Source organism: Bacteroidia bacterium (genome assembly GCA_016218155.1).
In the GTDB taxonomy this organism is placed as follows: domain Bacteria; phylum Bacteroidota; class Bacteroidia; order Bacteroidales; family GWA2-32-17; genus GWA2-32-17.
The window spans coordinates 77,143-93,077 of sequence record JACREQ010000058.1; the positions used below are offsets into that span (position 1 = coordinate 77,143).

At 31.0% G+C, this 15,935-nt stretch carries 13 protein-coding genes; 12 read left to right on the forward strand and 1 reads right to left on the reverse strand.

The window, feature by feature from the left end:
- Positions 1 to 2,712, reverse strand: coding sequence for a carboxypeptidase regulatory-like domain-containing protein (locus HY951_10795; protein ID MBI5540536.1), 2,712 nt, complete (start codon positions 2,710 to 2,712; stop codon positions 1 to 3).
- Positions 2,713 to 3,008: 296 nt separating this feature from the next.
- Here HY951_10795 and HY951_10800 point away from each other — a divergent pair, with 296 nt between their 5' ends.
- The 12 genes from HY951_10800 to HY951_10855 all read left to right on the forward strand — a co-directional run.
- A complete protein-coding gene (locus HY951_10800) occupies positions 3,009 to 4,274 on the forward strand; it encodes a hypothetical protein (GenBank protein MBI5540537.1) in 1,266 nt (421 codons plus the stop codon).
- Positions 4,275 to 4,332: 58 nt separating this feature from the next.
- On the forward strand, positions 4,333 to 5,478 hold the full coding sequence (locus tag HY951_10805; protein ID MBI5540538.1) for a T9SS type A sorting domain-containing protein: 1,146 nt from the start codon (positions 4,333 to 4,335) through the stop codon (positions 5,476 to 5,478).
- A 114-nt stretch (positions 5,479 to 5,592) separates the two neighbouring features.
- Positions 5,593 to 6,435, forward strand: coding sequence for a toxin-antitoxin system YwqK family antitoxin (locus tag HY951_10810; GenBank protein MBI5540539.1), 843 nt, complete (start codon positions 5,593 to 5,595; stop codon positions 6,433 to 6,435).
- Positions 6,435 to 7,517, forward strand: coding sequence for a tRNA 2-thiouridine(34) synthase MnmA (mnmA, locus tag HY951_10815; GenBank protein ID MBI5540540.1), 1,083 nt, complete (start codon positions 6,435 to 6,437; stop codon positions 7,515 to 7,517). Before HY951_10810 ends, mnmA begins: the two co-directional genes overlap by 1 nt.
- A gap of 24 nt (positions 7,518 to 7,541) precedes the next feature.
- Positions 7,542 to 8,252, forward strand: coding sequence for a hypothetical protein (locus HY951_10820; protein ID MBI5540541.1), 711 nt, complete (start codon positions 7,542 to 7,544; stop codon positions 8,250 to 8,252).
- Positions 8,249 to 8,947: a hypothetical protein gene (locus tag HY951_10825; protein ID MBI5540542.1), complete on the forward strand. Its 699-nt coding sequence runs from the start codon at positions 8,249 to 8,251 to the stop codon at positions 8,945 to 8,947. The genes HY951_10820 and HY951_10825 overlap by 4 nt, the downstream gene beginning before the upstream one ends.
- 11 nt (positions 8,948 to 8,958) lie before the next feature.
- Positions 8,959 to 10,593, forward strand: a complete 1,635-nt coding sequence (locus tag HY951_10830; GenBank protein MBI5540543.1) for a S8 family serine peptidase — start codon at positions 8,959 to 8,961, stop codon at positions 10,591 to 10,593.
- Between the two features lie 2 nt (positions 10,594 to 10,595).
- Positions 10,596 to 11,966: an exodeoxyribonuclease VII large subunit gene (locus HY951_10835; protein MBI5540544.1), complete on the forward strand. Its 1,371-nt coding sequence runs from the start codon at positions 10,596 to 10,598 to the stop codon at positions 11,964 to 11,966.
- A gap of 7 nt (positions 11,967 to 11,973) precedes the next feature.
- On the forward strand, positions 11,974 to 12,180 hold the full coding sequence (xseB, locus tag HY951_10840) for an exodeoxyribonuclease VII small subunit (protein MBI5540545.1): 207 nt from the start codon (positions 11,974 to 11,976) through the stop codon (positions 12,178 to 12,180).
- Positions 12,181 to 12,283: 103 nt separating this feature from the next.
- Positions 12,284 to 14,143 (forward strand): sulfatase-like hydrolase/transferase, encoded by a 1,860-nt coding sequence (locus tag HY951_10845; GenBank protein MBI5540546.1) that lies wholly within the window; start codon positions 12,284 to 12,286, stop codon positions 14,141 to 14,143.
- A gap of 101 nt (positions 14,144 to 14,244) precedes the next feature.
- Positions 14,245 to 15,375 carry a tRNA guanosine(34) transglycosylase Tgt gene (gene tgt / locus HY951_10850; GenBank protein ID MBI5540547.1) on the forward strand — a complete coding sequence of 377 codons (1,131 nt, stop codon included), beginning with the start codon at positions 14,245 to 14,247 and terminating at the stop codon, positions 15,373 to 15,375.
- A partial coding sequence (locus tag HY951_10855; GenBank protein ID MBI5540548.1) for an LptF/LptG family permease occupies positions 15,372 to 15,935 on the forward strand: 564 nt, incomplete at its 3' end. The genes tgt and HY951_10855, both read left to right, overlap by 4 nt.

A 15,935-nucleotide genomic window follows, 5' to 3' on the forward strand; every position in this document is an offset into this window, starting at 1 on the left:
TTAAAATCTGAATGTAAACATTAAGAAAAAAGTTCTGCCATAACCATAATAATACTTCGGTGGAAACTTATCTAATGATGCAATATCATACGAAAAACGTAATTGTTCGTATCCTCCAGTAATAAGGTCTTGGTTATTTAATACATTATTTAGGTTAAAATTAATACCAAAATAATATTCTTTAATCTTCCATGATTTACCAATAGATAAATCAACAGTATAACCACCATCAAGTTTTTCTTGTTCTGTTACTTTGTTAATAATAGGATCTCCAAGCCCAACGTCAAGTGTTTGTATTGCAAATTCTGTTCTGGGAGATGCAGCAAAGTCAAGATACATTTTATCAAAATAATTAAAATTGGCACTAAAAAACCAGAACTTAGAATTATTGTATTTTAAACCTAATGAACCTGCATTCTGTGGTCCAGATGGGACATAGAAATATTTCTGATATACTGTATATACCTGATCCGGAACGGAATTGTTTTCGGCAGAAAGTGTTTCTTTTGGTCTAGAAGTATATCTGTAATTTCCTAAGTTAATTGCACATGAGGCGGTAATTTCTTTTGTTAATTTTACATCAGCACCAAACTCAATACCTTGATGTATCTTGTCAATGCCTTGTAATGCTATCTGTACGAATGAATGATATTGGTCATCATAGTAGCTCTTAACATCGGTCTGGTGATTAAATGAAGTTTCATATGCAGTTAATCGTGCATTTATTTTTTCGCCTTTATAAATATAACTTAATTCACCACCAAATACAACTTCATTTTCAAGATTAGTTAATAATCGGTTACTAACACGGGGTGTAAGAAAAGCATTTTCAGGTAAAGGTGATTTTGTATAATATGTAGCATTTGCAACAAAATATTGACGTCCACTTAATTTATAGGTAATGCCACCTTTTGTTAAATAATTTAAGTAGTTTAATGTTTCGCTTTTTCCAAAAGAATTATTTGGGTTACGACCATTTTTCACATTACCTTCTCTCCAGAAAGAAGTGTTAGTCAATTGTAATCCAACATAAAAATCAACTTTATTATAACGGAACTGACTCATTCCCCATAATTGCTCCTGATTGAAATGCAAATTATAATCATAACCAAATTTATCTCCAACCTGTATGTGTCTGTTAGGATTATTTAAGTCGTTTTGCATTGCATTTGGATCACTAGGAAAATCTCTTTCAGCAAACTGGTCAACGTCTAACCAATAATTTGCTCCAAGTAAGTCAGACATTACTTTAAAATAATGTGTGTTACTTGATAGTGCCATCAAGCCACCATTAATAGTAATATTATCATTTAACTGATGATTTAAATTTGCATGGAAACTTAATTGTTTGTTGTCTTTTCTTTGTTCTTCCACAACGTATCTTGCCGATTGACCAGCGCCATTTGCTAAATAGTTTGTCTGATATAATTGATCCCAGTTAATTTGGCTAATAGATGGATTGTTAGCCCAGTTATTTGCCATCATTGAAGGAATTACTCCTGCAACGTTTGTGTCAGCTATTTGGTAACTAGGTAAATATCTGTAATAATCCGGGCGTGGGTCATTCGCATTATACCAATTCAACGCAGTTGTTCCGAATCTGCCAAAAGAATATCCAACAGATGTTGTGAGTTTTGTAGCATCATTAATTTTCAAATTATCTGTTAGCATAATTGATGGCTGATGAACGTTACGAATTTTTGCATTTCTTTTTTCATCACCCTGAAATCCCCAGTTAGGGTTATAATAATGTGAGCCGGTTAAATCGTATGCTTCCTGAACAGCACCTGCCTGCATTGCTCTTTTATATGGTGAACCTAAAAATGTTAGAGCCAGGCTGTGTTTATCGGAAAGTCTCTTTTCTGCAGCAGCAAAATATGAATAAGCATCATACCATGTTCCTTCAACGTATCCATTTTCTGCCCATCTTTTTGAACCACTTAAAACAAATGCCCAACCATTTTCCTGCATACCTGTTGCATAAGTATACATTAATCTATGGTTATAAGATTTATTTGCCATGGCATAAGAAAAATTACTTTGTTTTCTTATTTGACCTGCACAAGTGTTAATATTTGTTTCGCCACCAATAGTACCTAGTGCATAAGTTGATGGAGTTAATCCATGTTGGCTGTCTTTGTTCTTTGTTACATTATTCAGACCGCCCCACTCAGAATATGAAGCGCGACCGTTTTCAGGGTCGTTTAATGGCAAGCCATTCATGTACATCATAATGTCTGCACCATCATAACCTCTAACTCTGAAGTTTGCTGCACTTAATGAAAAAGATGCTGCAGATACAAATGCATCGTTTGAAGAGTGAAGTAATCCTGAAACAGATTGTCCCGATTTATCATTATCAAAATCGGAATCTGATAAGGTTATCTCAGCAACACCTGTACCTTCAGCATTTGAACTTTTTGCACTCATGCCAATATCACCAAGGTCAATTCCATTTTCAGGAACTTTAATGTTTGATGTATAAGCAGCTAAGTCTTCGGAAACAATTGTGATTGAATAATCACCGGGTACTACAGAAAGTTCAAAATTCCCTTTAGCATCTGTTTTCGTTTCAAAAGTCTGAATACTAACAGTTACTCCTGGAATAGGTTGTTTTGTTTGACTGTCAACAGCACGGCCCTTAACAGTAGTTTGTGCAAAGCTTTGCCCTATTAAGCAAAACGAAAGCATTAAAAAAGTTATAAATTTCATTCTAAATTATTTTTCAAAAAAGATAAAGGGTGACAAAGGTATGCAAATACTTAATGCAAAATGTAAATTTTGAATTAATTGTTATATGATACTGATATGTAGTTTGTTTAAATGTGTTTTTTTGCTAAATTATATTTTTTGAAATGTTTTTTAAGCATAAAAATTATGTTTAAATTTTAATGGTAATCGTTTTTAATTTAATTAATATGATTAATAATATATAATTTTGTTTTTGATTGAGTTTTTCAATTGTTTTCAATATTGAAATAAATATGTTTCTGAAATTATTTTTATTAGTGATATCAATTTTTATATGTCTTTTTGGTTTCTCTCAAAAAGATGGTAAACTTGATAAAAAATTTGGAAAAAAGGGGATTACAATTACTGATATTAATTGCGATAATGATTATACAAAGTCAATAGCAATTCAGGAAGACGGTAAAATTGTTTTAGCTGGTTTTACTGATAACGGTGTAAACGAAGATTTTGCTGTTTGCCGTTTTAATTTAGATGGTTCAATAGATACTTCATTCGGAAATAAAGGTAAAATTATAACACCGATTGGAGGGGATTATGATATTGCAAATTCCGTCAAGATACAATCAACCGGTAAAATTATCGTAGCCGGATATATAGGTAATGAGGTAAAAGAAGATTTTACTTTAGTTAGATATAATAATGATGGTATATTAGATAGTTCTTTTGGAAAGAATGGAATCTCGGTTACTTCAATTGGGAAATATTTGGATGTTATATTAGGAATTCAAATTCTGACTGATGATAAAATTATTGCTGCAGGAAAAACTTTTGATGGTAAAAAATATTCTTTTGCAATGGCAAAATTTCTAAAAAATGGCCATGTTGATACTCAATTCGGTGATTCCGGAATTGTTGTTTCAGATATTTTAAATTCAGATGCAATAGCCAATTCGGTAGTAATTCAGAATGATGGAAAAATTATTTTAGGTGGTGATATAAGAAATGGGATATACTCAGATTTTGCAATGGTAAGGTATTTTCCTGATGGTTTTATTGATGAGTCATTTGGGAAAAATGGTGTTGTTGTTACTTCAATAAGCGAGCAGAATGATAATCTTACTTCAATCCTTGTTCAGCCTGATGGTAAGATTATTTCCAGTGGACATGTTTTTAATAAAGAGTTTAGCAATTTTGCTGCTGTGAGATATTTAATGGATGGCAAAATTGATTCTACATTTGGTAATAAAGGTATTGTAATTAACGATGAAAAAGGATCTATAGAAATTGTTAATTCATCATTATTACAGGATGACGGTAAGGTTATTTTAATCGGAAATTTAACAACAGATACTATAACCAATATTAAAGCAATAAGATACACTAATCAGGGTAAACTTGACAAAACTTTTGGACGAGGAGGGAAAATTATTTCCAAAGTATCTAAAAACTATAGATGTAATTATGCTTATGCAGCAGCTTTGCAAAAAGACGGGAATATATTAATTGCTGGAAACTCAAGAAGAGAAACTTATACAGATTTAACCATATTAAGGTTATTATGTAAAAAAGAGAATCTTTATTAGAATAATTTAATTATAAACTTTATCCTTATATATTTGCATTAAACTTAAACTATAAATTATGAAATCATTATTTACTTTAACTGTTTCTTTGTTCTTTGTTAGCAATATATTTGCTCAAACAAGAACATCAGTTGCTAATGGTAACTGGACAATGCCAACAACATGGGATTGTATGTGTGTGCCAACACCTGGAAGTGATGTGGTTATTAATCATACAGTAACTTTAACTAGTAATTGGGGATACACGAGTGGCTCTATAACTATTAATGCAGGTGGATCTTTAATTCAGGATGCTACTCCGCGAGCATTTGGACAGTCTGGAGGTAGCTTTACTAATGCAGGAACAGTTACGCTTTCAAAAATGGCTTTTTATGGTGGCACACTATCAAATTCTGGAGCATTAAATTCTAATGATAGTTTATATTTAGCTGTAAACTTAAATAATACAGGAACTATACAGTCTAATAATTTATATAGCTCTGCTCAATTAACCAATAGTGGAGGAATTAGTGGAATTAACTTTTTTAATAATGGGACTTTTATAAATAGTACAACTATTACATTTATAAATCATTATAATAATGCTACTTCATACAATAATGGTATTTTAAATTTTACAGATTATACAAATGCCGGAAAATTTTACAATAATGTAAATGGTTTACTTACAATTTATGCCGATTGTACAAATGGAGATACCATAAATCATGATGCTCATTGGTATAATAATGGCTCAACATTAATAAGTAATGATTTTACAAATAAAGATACTCTTGATGCTGTAGCTAGTACAAATAGATTCTGTGTTCAGCATAACAGTACTAATTTAGGTAAAGTAATTGGCGTTCTTGACTTTTGTTGTATGTTAACAAATACATTTGGAATTAATACTGGTATAATTGGTCCAAATGTAGTTTATTGTCAAAATAGTGGATTTTGTTTTGGTACAATAAAAGAGACTAATTCTAAATTAAATATTGAAATATTCCCAAACCCGATTAAACAATCATTTACTATTAATACAAATAGTAAATTAATTGAATCTATCGAAATTATAGATATTTTAGGAAAAGTTGTTTATTCACAAAAAGTAAATTCTACTGAAGAATTATTAATATTAAGAAATGGTATTCCAGCTGGATTATACATATTAAAAGCAAATTCAGCCGAGAATTCTTTTACATCAAAGATTTTGTTTGAGTAGTATTTTGAAATATTAAGTCCATTTAAACCTATTATGTCTTAAAGACCTGTTAGGTTTTTTATTTATAGGTAATTTTTTTTTATTAATTTCGTTGTTTATTTAAAATTCACCGCAATGCGAAATTTTATTATTCTGTTTATTCTTTTAATAAGTATGTTACCTGTTTCATTTGCCCAAAACGTTGGGCAAAATGCTGGTGATACAACAAAACTTATTAATTATACTGATATTCAGGGAAATCGTCAGGGTAAATGGCACCGGAAATATGCAAGTGGAAAAACTGCTTTTACCGGATATTTTGTTATGAATAAATTAATTGGTGAATATAAAAGATATTATGAAAGCGGAGTATTAAAGGCTGTAATAAATTACAATAAAACAGGTAGTGTTGGATATGCAGTTCTTTATTGGGATAACAAAAAAAGAATGGCTGATGGTAAATATATTAACCAAAATATTAAAGACAGTATATGGAACTATTACGGAACTGATGGCGTACTAAAAGCTCAGGAATCATATAATTCAGGTATCAGGAACGGGGCAGTTAAAAGTTTTTACCCGAATGGGAAGCAACTTACAGTTATTAATTATAAAGAAGGAAAAAAAGATGGTGTTTGGAAAACATTTTATGAAGATGGAAAAGTAAGATTTGAAACTAAGCATATAAATGATAAACGCGATGGTCCTTTTAATGTGTATTTTGAGAGTGGAAGTGTATATTTAAAGGGTCGTTATAAGAACGATTTTCCTGATGGTAAATGGATAATGTATAATGCTGATGGAACTATCTGGAAGGAAATGGAATATGTTAATGGACAACTTGTAAACGAAGAAAAATACAACGAAGAGTTCAAAAAACAAATGAAGGAATGGGAGGGGATGAAAGGTAAAATTCCTGAGCCAAATGAGGGTGATTTTTATAAAGGTGGAAAGTCAAAAGGAAGCAATTTTGAATAATGTTAAAAGATAAGGTTCTGATTTGTTTAAGTGGTGGAATAGATAGTTCACTTGCTGCTTTATTCCTTAAAGAAGAGGGTTATGATTTAATCGGTGTAACATTTCGTACATGGGATTACATTTCTGAAAGTTGTTGGGAAAAGCAAAAGGGATGTTGTAGTATAGATTCAATAATGGAGGCAAAAAATTTTGCCGATAAAATAGGAATTCCACATCATGTGTTAGATTTGCGTGAACATTTTAAAAATACAGTTATTACTGAATTTGTAAATGAATATTTGGTTGGAAGAACACCAAATCCATGTGTTCGTTGTAATGCCGAAACGAAGTGGGGCGAAGTAATTAAGTTGGCTGATAAATTAGGTTGCAAATTTGTTTCAACCGGACATTATGCTCAGGTAAGAAAAGAAAATGACAGATTTGTTTTAAGCCGTGGTGCTGATGAATCGAAAGATCAGAGCTATTTTTTATGGATGCTTACTCAGGAAAATCTTGCAAGAACAATTTTTCCATTAGGTAAATGGATGAAATCAGATATAAAAAAACAAGCAGCATCAAGAGGATTGGTTAAGCTTGTTGAAAAACGTGAAAGTCAGGAAATATGTTTTATTCCCGAAAATAATTATCGTGACTTTTTAAAAGCACAGGTTCCCGATATTGATAAAAATATTGGTTCCGGAAATTTTATTTCAACAGATGGAAAGATTTTAGGACAGCACAAAGGCTTTCCATATTATACTATCGGACAACGTAAAGGTTTGGGAATTGCTTTAGGTGAACCTCGTTTTGTAGTTGCTATAAATCCCGATAAAAACGAAATTATATTAGGTAGTTATGATGATCTAGTTAGTTATAAACTTAAAATTAATCAGATAAACTTAATAAAGTACTCTGAAATTAAACCTGAATATAAAGTCGAAATTAAAATAAGATATAAAACACCTCCTGTTGTTGCAACGTTAATTCCTGAAGGTAATGCATTACAGGTAATTACAAAAGAAAAAATGCATGCTGTAGCACCCGGACAATCTGCAGTTTTTTATGAAGGAAATGATATTGTAGGTGGTGGAATAATTATGTAAATTTGTATTTACAAAATGCAATTTATGACCTTTCGGCAAATATTTGTTTTTCTATTGATTATAACTGTGTTTTTTATTGGCTGTCAAAAGGAAAATACTCAAAATAAAGTTAATTACTATTATTCATATTTCCCATTAACTAAAGGGTTGCAACGTATATACAAGGTAACGGACAGAACTATAGATAAGGATATAAATTTTGATTCTACACTTACTTATGAGTTAATGGAAATTGTAGATTCATTTTATACTGATATAGCATCCGAACCTGCCTGGAGAATAGTAAGATTTACGCGTGCTGACTCTACTAAAGACTGGCATTTAATTGATGTATGGGAAAATCAGGTATCAAATAATAATGCATTTAGTATTGAGGAAAATATTAGAATTGTTAAATTAATTTTCCCTCCAAAATCAGGTGTAAGCTGGAATGGTAATGCATTTAATACTCTTGCTTCAAAAACTTTTACAATTACTGATATTGATAAGCAACTTGAAATAAATGATATGAGTTTTGATTCTGTTCTAACAGTTTATCAAGATAAAAGCGAAACTATGATAAATAAATATCATACTATTGAGAATTATGCTGTTAATGTTGGGCTTATTAATAAAACAATTATTTCTATTGATTATGCTCAAATAATTCCGGGTTTACCAATTGAACAAAGAATTTCTAGGGGTCGGTTATACTATCAGACGATTATTTCTACTCAAATAATTCCTGCAAAATGAAAGCAATAATTTATTTTGCAATATTATTAGTGGTTATTTTTTCTGGTTGCAGAAAAGAATCTGAAAATAATATTGATTATGGTTATAATTATTTCCCTTTAATAGTTGGTAAAGAAAGAATTTATCAGGTTGTTGATATAAATATTGATACTGCCATGGGTATCTATGATACTTCAAGATATTTACTGAAAGAAAAAGTTGCAGAAACATTTATTGATAACTCAGGTAATAAATCGTGCACTATTGAGCGATATGTTATGTATGATTCAATGCCATCATGGGAGGTAAAAGATGTATGGGTAGCTCAGATAAATAGTAATCAGGCACAACAGGTCGAAGAGAATTTAAGAATTGTCAAAATTGTTTTTCCTTTAATTAAACATGATAGCTGGAATGGAAATGCATATAATATTTTAGATCCAAAATACTATGAGGTTGAAAGTTTTGATAAACCTGAATTATTAAATGAAAAAAACTATGATTCAGTGTTAACTGTTGTGGAAGAAAATAATGAGAGTATGATTAATAAATATTATGAATATGAACAATATGCAAAAGATATTGGTCTAATTAATAAAACAGTTATTGCAATTAATAAAGTTACTTATATTGACATCTATGAGCCAATAGTACCAATAGAAGAACGAATTTCAATAGGGCATTTATATTATCAGACATTAATTTCAAATAATTAAAATTATAAAAAATGAAAATTTTATTTTTTTCTGTTCTGTCTTTAATTTCTTTAATTGGGTTTTCACAAAAGCCTGGTTATTACTGGATACAATTTACTGATAAATTAAATTCAACTTATTCAATTTTAAATCCTGATCAGTTTCTATCACAACGTGCACTAAACAGACGTACTTCGCAAAATATTTCTATTGATGCATTAGATATTCCGGTAAGTCAGTATTATATTGATAGTCTTAGGCAAGTCGGATTGAGTGTTTTTAATAGTTCAAAATGGTTAAACGGAGTTTTGGCAAAAGTTACAGATACTACCGTTTTTCAAACTGTAAATGGAATTTCTTTTGTTCAATCATACAAATATGTTAGACCATTAGTTGCAAAAAAATCAGCTATGCCGAAGAAAGAATTAGGAACTCTTTCAGATTATTATAATTATGGGCAGGGAAACAATCAGATAGTAATGTTAAATGGTAATGCACTACATAATCTTGGTTATAAAGGTGAAGGAATGTTGATTGCAGTTGTTGATGCAGGTTTTACTGCTACAAATACAGCCAGTGCATTTGATTCTCTTTATGCAAATAATAGAATTATTTCAACAAGGGACTTTGTTACGGGTTTTAATGATAATACAGTTTATGAGTCTGCTACACACGGTACAGCTGTTTTATCAACCATTGCAAGTTTAATTCCCGGGAGTTTTGTGGGAACTGCACCACGTGCAAATTTTTCACTTATTATAAGTGAAGAAGCAGCGCCAGAATATATTTTCGAAGAATATACGTGGGTTTGTGCGGCTGAATATGCAGATAGTCTGGGAGCAGATATTTTAAGTTCAAGCCTTGGATATACAACATTTGATGACCCATCTATGAATCATACATGGGCAGACTTAACTGGAAATGTATCTGTTGCAAGTAAGGCTGCAAAAATTGCGTCAAGAAAAGGATTGCTAGTTGTTGTCAGTGCCGGAAATTCTGGAGATAAACCGTGGCATAAAATTGGAATTCCTTCTGATGCTGATAGTATATTAACTGTTGGTGCAGTAAATGCTACAAAACAACCTGCACCGTTTACTTCTGTAGGATATTCGGCTGATGGCAGGGTAAAGCCTGATGTGGCGTCGATGGGATGGGGAACAACAATTATTGATGGAGGTGGAAACGTAGTACAGGGAAGCGGAACATCTTTTGCTTGTCCGATTATTGCCGGAATGTGTGCATGTTTATGGCAGGCTCATCCTACTGCAACTAATATGCAAATAAGGGAAGCTGTTATAAAAAGTGCTAATCAATATCTAACCCCCGACACACTTTTAGGATTTGGTATTCCTGATTTTTCTATTGCAAATGCATTGCTAAGTAATATTCCAATTTCAACATATACTACAGATCAGATTAAAAATATTTATCCGGTTCCATTTTCGTCTGATATTTATATCGAATTTTATTCTGTGAACTCGCAGGAAATGTCTGTTGAATTAACCGATATGGTAGGAAATGTAATAATAAGTTCTTCAACAAAACTTATTTTAAATGCATTAAATACTATTAATCTGAATAACTTAAAGGTTTTAAATGCTGGTTCTTATGTTATTAAAATTAAGACTCAGACAGATACTTATAAAAGATTGATAGTGAAAAAATAAAAATGAGTCACGAATTTCTTTCATTATCACAGCTTAATGGCTTAGTAAAAGAGGTTTTAAAAGAAAATTTAATTAAAACCTATTGGATTGTTGCTGAAATAAGCGAGATTCGTCAGAATTATTCTGGACATTGTTATCTTGAATTTATTCAGAAAGATGAATCTTCTGATAATATTGTTGCAAAGGCAAGAGCAAATATATGGGCAAATACTTACAGGCTTATAAAACCATATTTCGAAACTTCCACAAATAGCAGTTTGGCTCAGGGAATGAAAATTATGGTTAATGTTTCTGTTGAGTTTCATGAGTTATATGGTTATAGTTTAACAATACATGATATTGATCCTGCTTATACAGTAGGAGATATGGAGCAGAAGAAAACATTAACTATACAAAAATTAGTTGCTGATGGCGTTTTTGAAATGAACAGAGAGCTCGAAATGACTGCTGTTCCTCAACGAATAGCAATAATTTCATCAAATACTGCTGCAGGTTATGATGATTTTATTTCTCAACTTACGAATAATGAATTTGGTTTTATTTTTTATACTTGTTTATTTCAATCTTATATGCAGGGCGAAGCTGCCGAAAGTTCAATTTTAGCTGCAATTGATAAAATAAATAACAATATAGAAAAGTTTGATGTTGTTGTGATCATTAGAGGAGGAGGAAGTCGTGCGGAATTAAGTTGTTTTGATAGTTATAATCTTGCATCAAATATTTGTCAGTTTCCTTTACCTGTAATTGCAGGTATTGGGCACGAACGCGATCAGAGCGTAGTTGATATGGTTGCAAATACCAGAGTTAAAACTCCTACTGCTGCTGCAGATTTTTTAATTGATAAGCTTTCTGAATTCGCAACTGAAATTTATTCTATGTCAGAGCAAATTATTAGCGAATCTCAATCTATTATCGATAACAAAATGCATGAGATTGAACTAATTTCTGAACGTTTAACATACTTCGTAAAAGATATTGTTCGTAATAGAAAAGAAAGATTGTATAAATCTGGTTATGATATTGCTGTTGCCAGTTCACGAAAGTTTTCTGTAGTAAAATCAGATATTCATGAGATTGAAGGAAAAATTAATTATTCATGGTCAGACCTAATTAAATCTCAGAAAAGACAGATTAAAATTGAGAATGATAAATTTTCAATTTTGTTAAAGTCAATGTTTCATATTCAAAACATAAGAGTTGATTCTACACAAAGATTATTAAATCAGTGCGAACCAATGACTATTCTAAAAAAGGGATTTTCTATAACAACTCAAAATGGAAAACAAATTAAAAATATAGATAATATTGTTGAAGGAACCCAGATTGAAACAGAGTTTATTCATGGCAAAATTTCCAGTATTGTAAAAAAATAAAATAAGTATGGCAAAACAGGAATTAACTTATAACAAAGCATTCGCTGAACTTGAAAAAATTGTGGCGTGTATCGAAAACGAAGAAATTGAAATAGACAACTTGGCAAAACAAGTTAAAAGAGCTGCAGAATTGTTAGCTTTTTGTAAAGAAAAACTTCATAGTAGTGAAGCAGAAATTTCTAAAATAATGAAAGAAATGGGTGATGCTAATTAATAGTCACTATTATATGCCCTGGTCATGGTGAGCGGAATCGAACCAGACCCTTCGACTATGCTCAGTGTGACTGTTTTATTGAAAATAAATTTATAAATAATAAATGGCAAAACGAATACCTCTTATTTTTCTTAAACAGTTTTTATTCTGGATGTTGTTATTCCAGCTTTTGAGAATTGTATTTATGTTTTATAATTACAATGAACTTTTTAATTCAAATTTTCTAGAAATATTAAAAGTTTTTTGGTATAGTATTATTCTCGATGTATCAACATCATGCTATTTGTTAGGAGTTTCGTTTATTTTGTTGCTTTTTCAATCTTTAATTAAGTGGAAAGGTTTTTATATTTTAAATTTATGGTTTACTTATTTATTAATATTAGTTGCTGTAGTTATTACTGTTGGTGAATTGCCTTTATATCGTGAGTGGCATGTGAAATTAAATTTTAAAGCAATTTCATATTGGAGTCAACCTTCAGAAGTGTTTCATACAGCAAAATGGTCTGAGTTGATATTTGGAACATTAGGAATAGTTTTGCTTACAGGTATTGGAATATATTTTTATCGCAGATATATTCATGTTAGATTTAAATTGGAAAAACGAAACTTTCTTGTGTCATTTCTTTTTTTAATTACGGTTCCCGTTTTAATATTACTAGGTATAAGAGGCGGTTACCAGCCAATTCCTGTTCATCAGACAGATGTATATTTCTCTAAAAATAATTTTTTGAATCTTGCTGCAGTAAATTCACAGTGGAATGTTATGGCAAGTGTAACAAAAAATATGCGCTATAAAAACACTAACCCTTTTGAATTTTATAAACTTTCAGATGCAAGAAAAACTGTTGATTCGCTTTATTATGTTGAGAAAGATACTACTCAAATTGTTTTAACAACAAAGCGCCCTAATATTGTATTAATTTTGTTGGAAAGTTTTTCTGGTGACCTTATTCATTCTATAGGAGGTTATGATAGTATTACCCCAAATTTTGATAAACTTGTTAAGGATGGTATTATTTTTTCAAGAGTATATGGAAGTGGTTCTCTAAGTGATCAAGGTATTGCTGCTGTGTTATGTGGTTATCCGGCTTTGTCAAATGTTATAATGGTTAATCAACTTGATAAATATGTAAAATTGCCATGTGTAGCAAGAGATTTGCAAGAGCAGGGTTATCATACATCTTTTATTTTTGGAGGACAGTTAAGCTATGGAAATATTAAGGGTTTAATTTATTACAATAAGTTTGATGATATTTTTGAAGGAAAAGATTTTCCGTCAAATATTCCTCAGGGTCGTCTGGGAGCTCATGACCAATATTTGTTTGATATGTGGTTGGGTAAAATAAGTAAATACCCTCAACCTTTTTTTGCTGCTGCATTTACGCTTTCCAGTCACAATCCGTATGATCAGCCTTTCCCTGAGGTTTTTGACTGGGGTGGCGATTCTAAAGCATTTATAAATTCTGCATATTATACTGATAGTTGCATTGGCGATTTTTTTGCAAAAGCAAAAAAACAACCATGGTATAACAATACTCTGTTTGTTTTAATTGCCGATCATAGTCATAATTCACCAAGAAACTGGATGATTTATTCACCCGAATATCGACATATCCCAATGTTGTTATATGGAAATGTGTTAACTGCGGAGATGAAAGGTAAGAGAATGGAAATGCCTTGTTCACAAACCGATTTAGCTGCAACTTTACTTTCACAGCTTGGTTTAAAGCATGATAAATACCATTGGAGTAAAAATTTATTTAATCCCTATTCTAAGCCTTTTTCATATTATGCATTCGATGGTGGTTTAGGCTGGGTGGAAACCGATAACTTTTTTGTATTTGATGAAAGTCAGAATGTATATTATTCTGCAAAATACAATTCAAAAGAAGATAGTGCCAGAATTAATCATAATGGTAAATCTTATATAGAAATGCTTTTTCAGGAATATCTTGAGTATTAATATTTTTTTTAACTTATTGTTTAATTTTAACTTAAAGCACTCTAAGTGCTTTAGACACTCTAAGTACTTTTTTTAATACCTTTGCCGCACATTTATAAAACATGGATTTTAAAATACTCAAAAAAGATAATAACACTAAAGCCAGAACAGGCCTGATTAATACTGGACATGGAGAAATTCAGACTCCTATTTTTATGCCAGTTGGTACAGTTGGAAGTGTTAAGACTATTCACCAAAATACATTAGAAGACGATATTAAAGCACAAATAATTCTTGGAAATACATATCATTTATACTTACGTCCTGGATTAGAAGTATTAGAAAAAGCAGGTGGTTTACATAAATTTATGAATTGGAAAAAACCAATTCTTACAGATAGTGGAGGTTATCAGGTTTTTTCTTTAGCTGAAAGAAGAAAGCTTACAGACGAAGGGGCTAAATTTCAATCTCATATTGATGGTTCGAGGCATATGTTTACTCCTGAGAATGTTATAGATACTCAAAGAATAATTGGTAGTGATATTATGATGGCGTTGGATGAATGTACACCTTATCCCTGTGAGTATGAGTATGCCAGAAAAAGTTTAGATTTAACACACCGCTGGCTTGACAGAGGATTTGATCATTATAAAAATACCGAACCTAAATATGGTTATAGTCAAACTTTTTTTCCTATAGTTCAGGGAAGTGTTTATAAAGATCTTCGTAAAAAATCTGCAGAAAAAATAGCATCTAAAGGTGCTGATGGAAATGCAATTGGTGGACTTTCAGTTGGCGAACCTGCAGAAATGATGTATGAGATGATTGAGGTAGTAAATGAAATTTTACCTTTAGACAAGCCAAGATATTTAATGGGCGTGGGAACACCAGCCAATATTCTCGAAGGAATTGATCGTGGTATTGATATGTTTGATTGTGTAATGCCTACTCGTAACGGACGTAACGGAATGCTTTTTACATCTGAAGGTATAATTAATATTAAAAACGAAAAGTGGAAACTTGATTTTTCATCAATAGATAATAACGGAACTTCCTTTGTTGATAGTTGTTATACAAAAGCATATTTGCGTCATCTTTTTATTAGTGGCGAAATGTTAGGACCTCAGATTGCAAGTATTCACAATTTAAGTTTTTATCTTTGGCTTGTTAAAGAAGCTCGTAACAATATAGCAAATGGAACTTTTTCTGGTTGGAAAAATGAAATGGTAAAAAAAGTGTCGAATCGTTTATGAGAATACCTGGTTTAAAAAGGTTAGATGTTTATATTATTAAGAAGTTCTTAGGTACTTTCTTTTATTCCATTATACTTATTATTAGTATTGCTATAATATTTGACTTTGCTGAAAGAATGGATGATTTTATTGATGGTAAGGCACCATTCAAAAGCATAATATTTGATTATTATTTAAATTTTATTCCATATTTCACTAATCTATTTAGCTATTTATTTGTTTTTATTTCAGTTATTTTCTTTACATCAAAAATGGCTCAGGATACTGAGATAATTGCAATATTAAGTAGTGGGGTTAGCTTTAAAAGATTTATGAGGCCTTATCTAATTTCAGCAGGTGTAATTACAATACTTTCTTTAGGTCTAGCAAATTTTGTTATTCCACATGCTACCAAAAAGAAACTGGAATTTGAATATAAGTATATCCGAAATGCTTTCAGAAATGATCAGGACCATATACACAAACAAATTGAGCCTGGAATATTTGTTTACCTTGAAAGCTATTCGGTTGAAACAGATATGGCATATAAGTTTTCTATAGAAAAGTTTGAAAACGGAAAA

What these genes read in the sequence shown, in the direction of transcription:
- mnmA (MBI5540540.1), top strand. Translation starts at nt 6,435, where the DNA reads ATGTTAAAAGATAAGGTTCTGATTTGTTTAAGTGGTGGAATAGATAGT.
- HY951_10820 (MBI5540541.1), top strand. Translation starts at nt 7,542, where the DNA reads ATGACCTTTCGGCAAATATTTGTTTTTCTATTGATTATAACTGTGTTT.
- HY951_10810 (MBI5540539.1), top strand. Translation starts at nt 5,593, where the DNA reads ATGCGAAATTTTATTATTCTGTTTATTCTTTTAATAAGTATGTTACCT.
- HY951_10830 (MBI5540543.1), top strand. Translation starts at nt 8,959, where the DNA reads ATGAAAATTTTATTTTTTTCTGTTCTGTCTTTAATTTCTTTAATTGGG.
- HY951_10795 (MBI5540536.1), bottom strand. Translation starts at nt 2,712, where the DNA reads ATGAAATTTATAACTTTTTTAATGCTTTCGTTTTGCTTAATAGGGCAA.
- HY951_10805 (MBI5540538.1), top strand. Translation starts at nt 4,333, where the DNA reads ATGAAATCATTATTTACTTTAACTGTTTCTTTGTTCTTTGTTAGCAAT.
- tgt (MBI5540547.1), top strand. Translation starts at nt 14,245, where the DNA reads ATGGATTTTAAAATACTCAAAAAAGATAATAACACTAAAGCCAGAACA.
- HY951_10845 (MBI5540546.1), top strand. Translation starts at nt 12,284, where the DNA reads ATGGCAAAACGAATACCTCTTATTTTTCTTAAACAGTTTTTATTCTGG.
- xseB (MBI5540545.1), top strand. Translation starts at nt 11,974, where the DNA reads ATGGCAAAACAGGAATTAACTTATAACAAAGCATTCGCTGAACTTGAA.
- HY951_10825 (MBI5540542.1), top strand. Translation starts at nt 8,249, where the DNA reads ATGAAAGCAATAATTTATTTTGCAATATTATTAGTGGTTATTTTTTCT.
- HY951_10835 (MBI5540544.1), top strand. Translation starts at nt 10,596, where the DNA reads ATGAGTCACGAATTTCTTTCATTATCACAGCTTAATGGCTTAGTAAAA.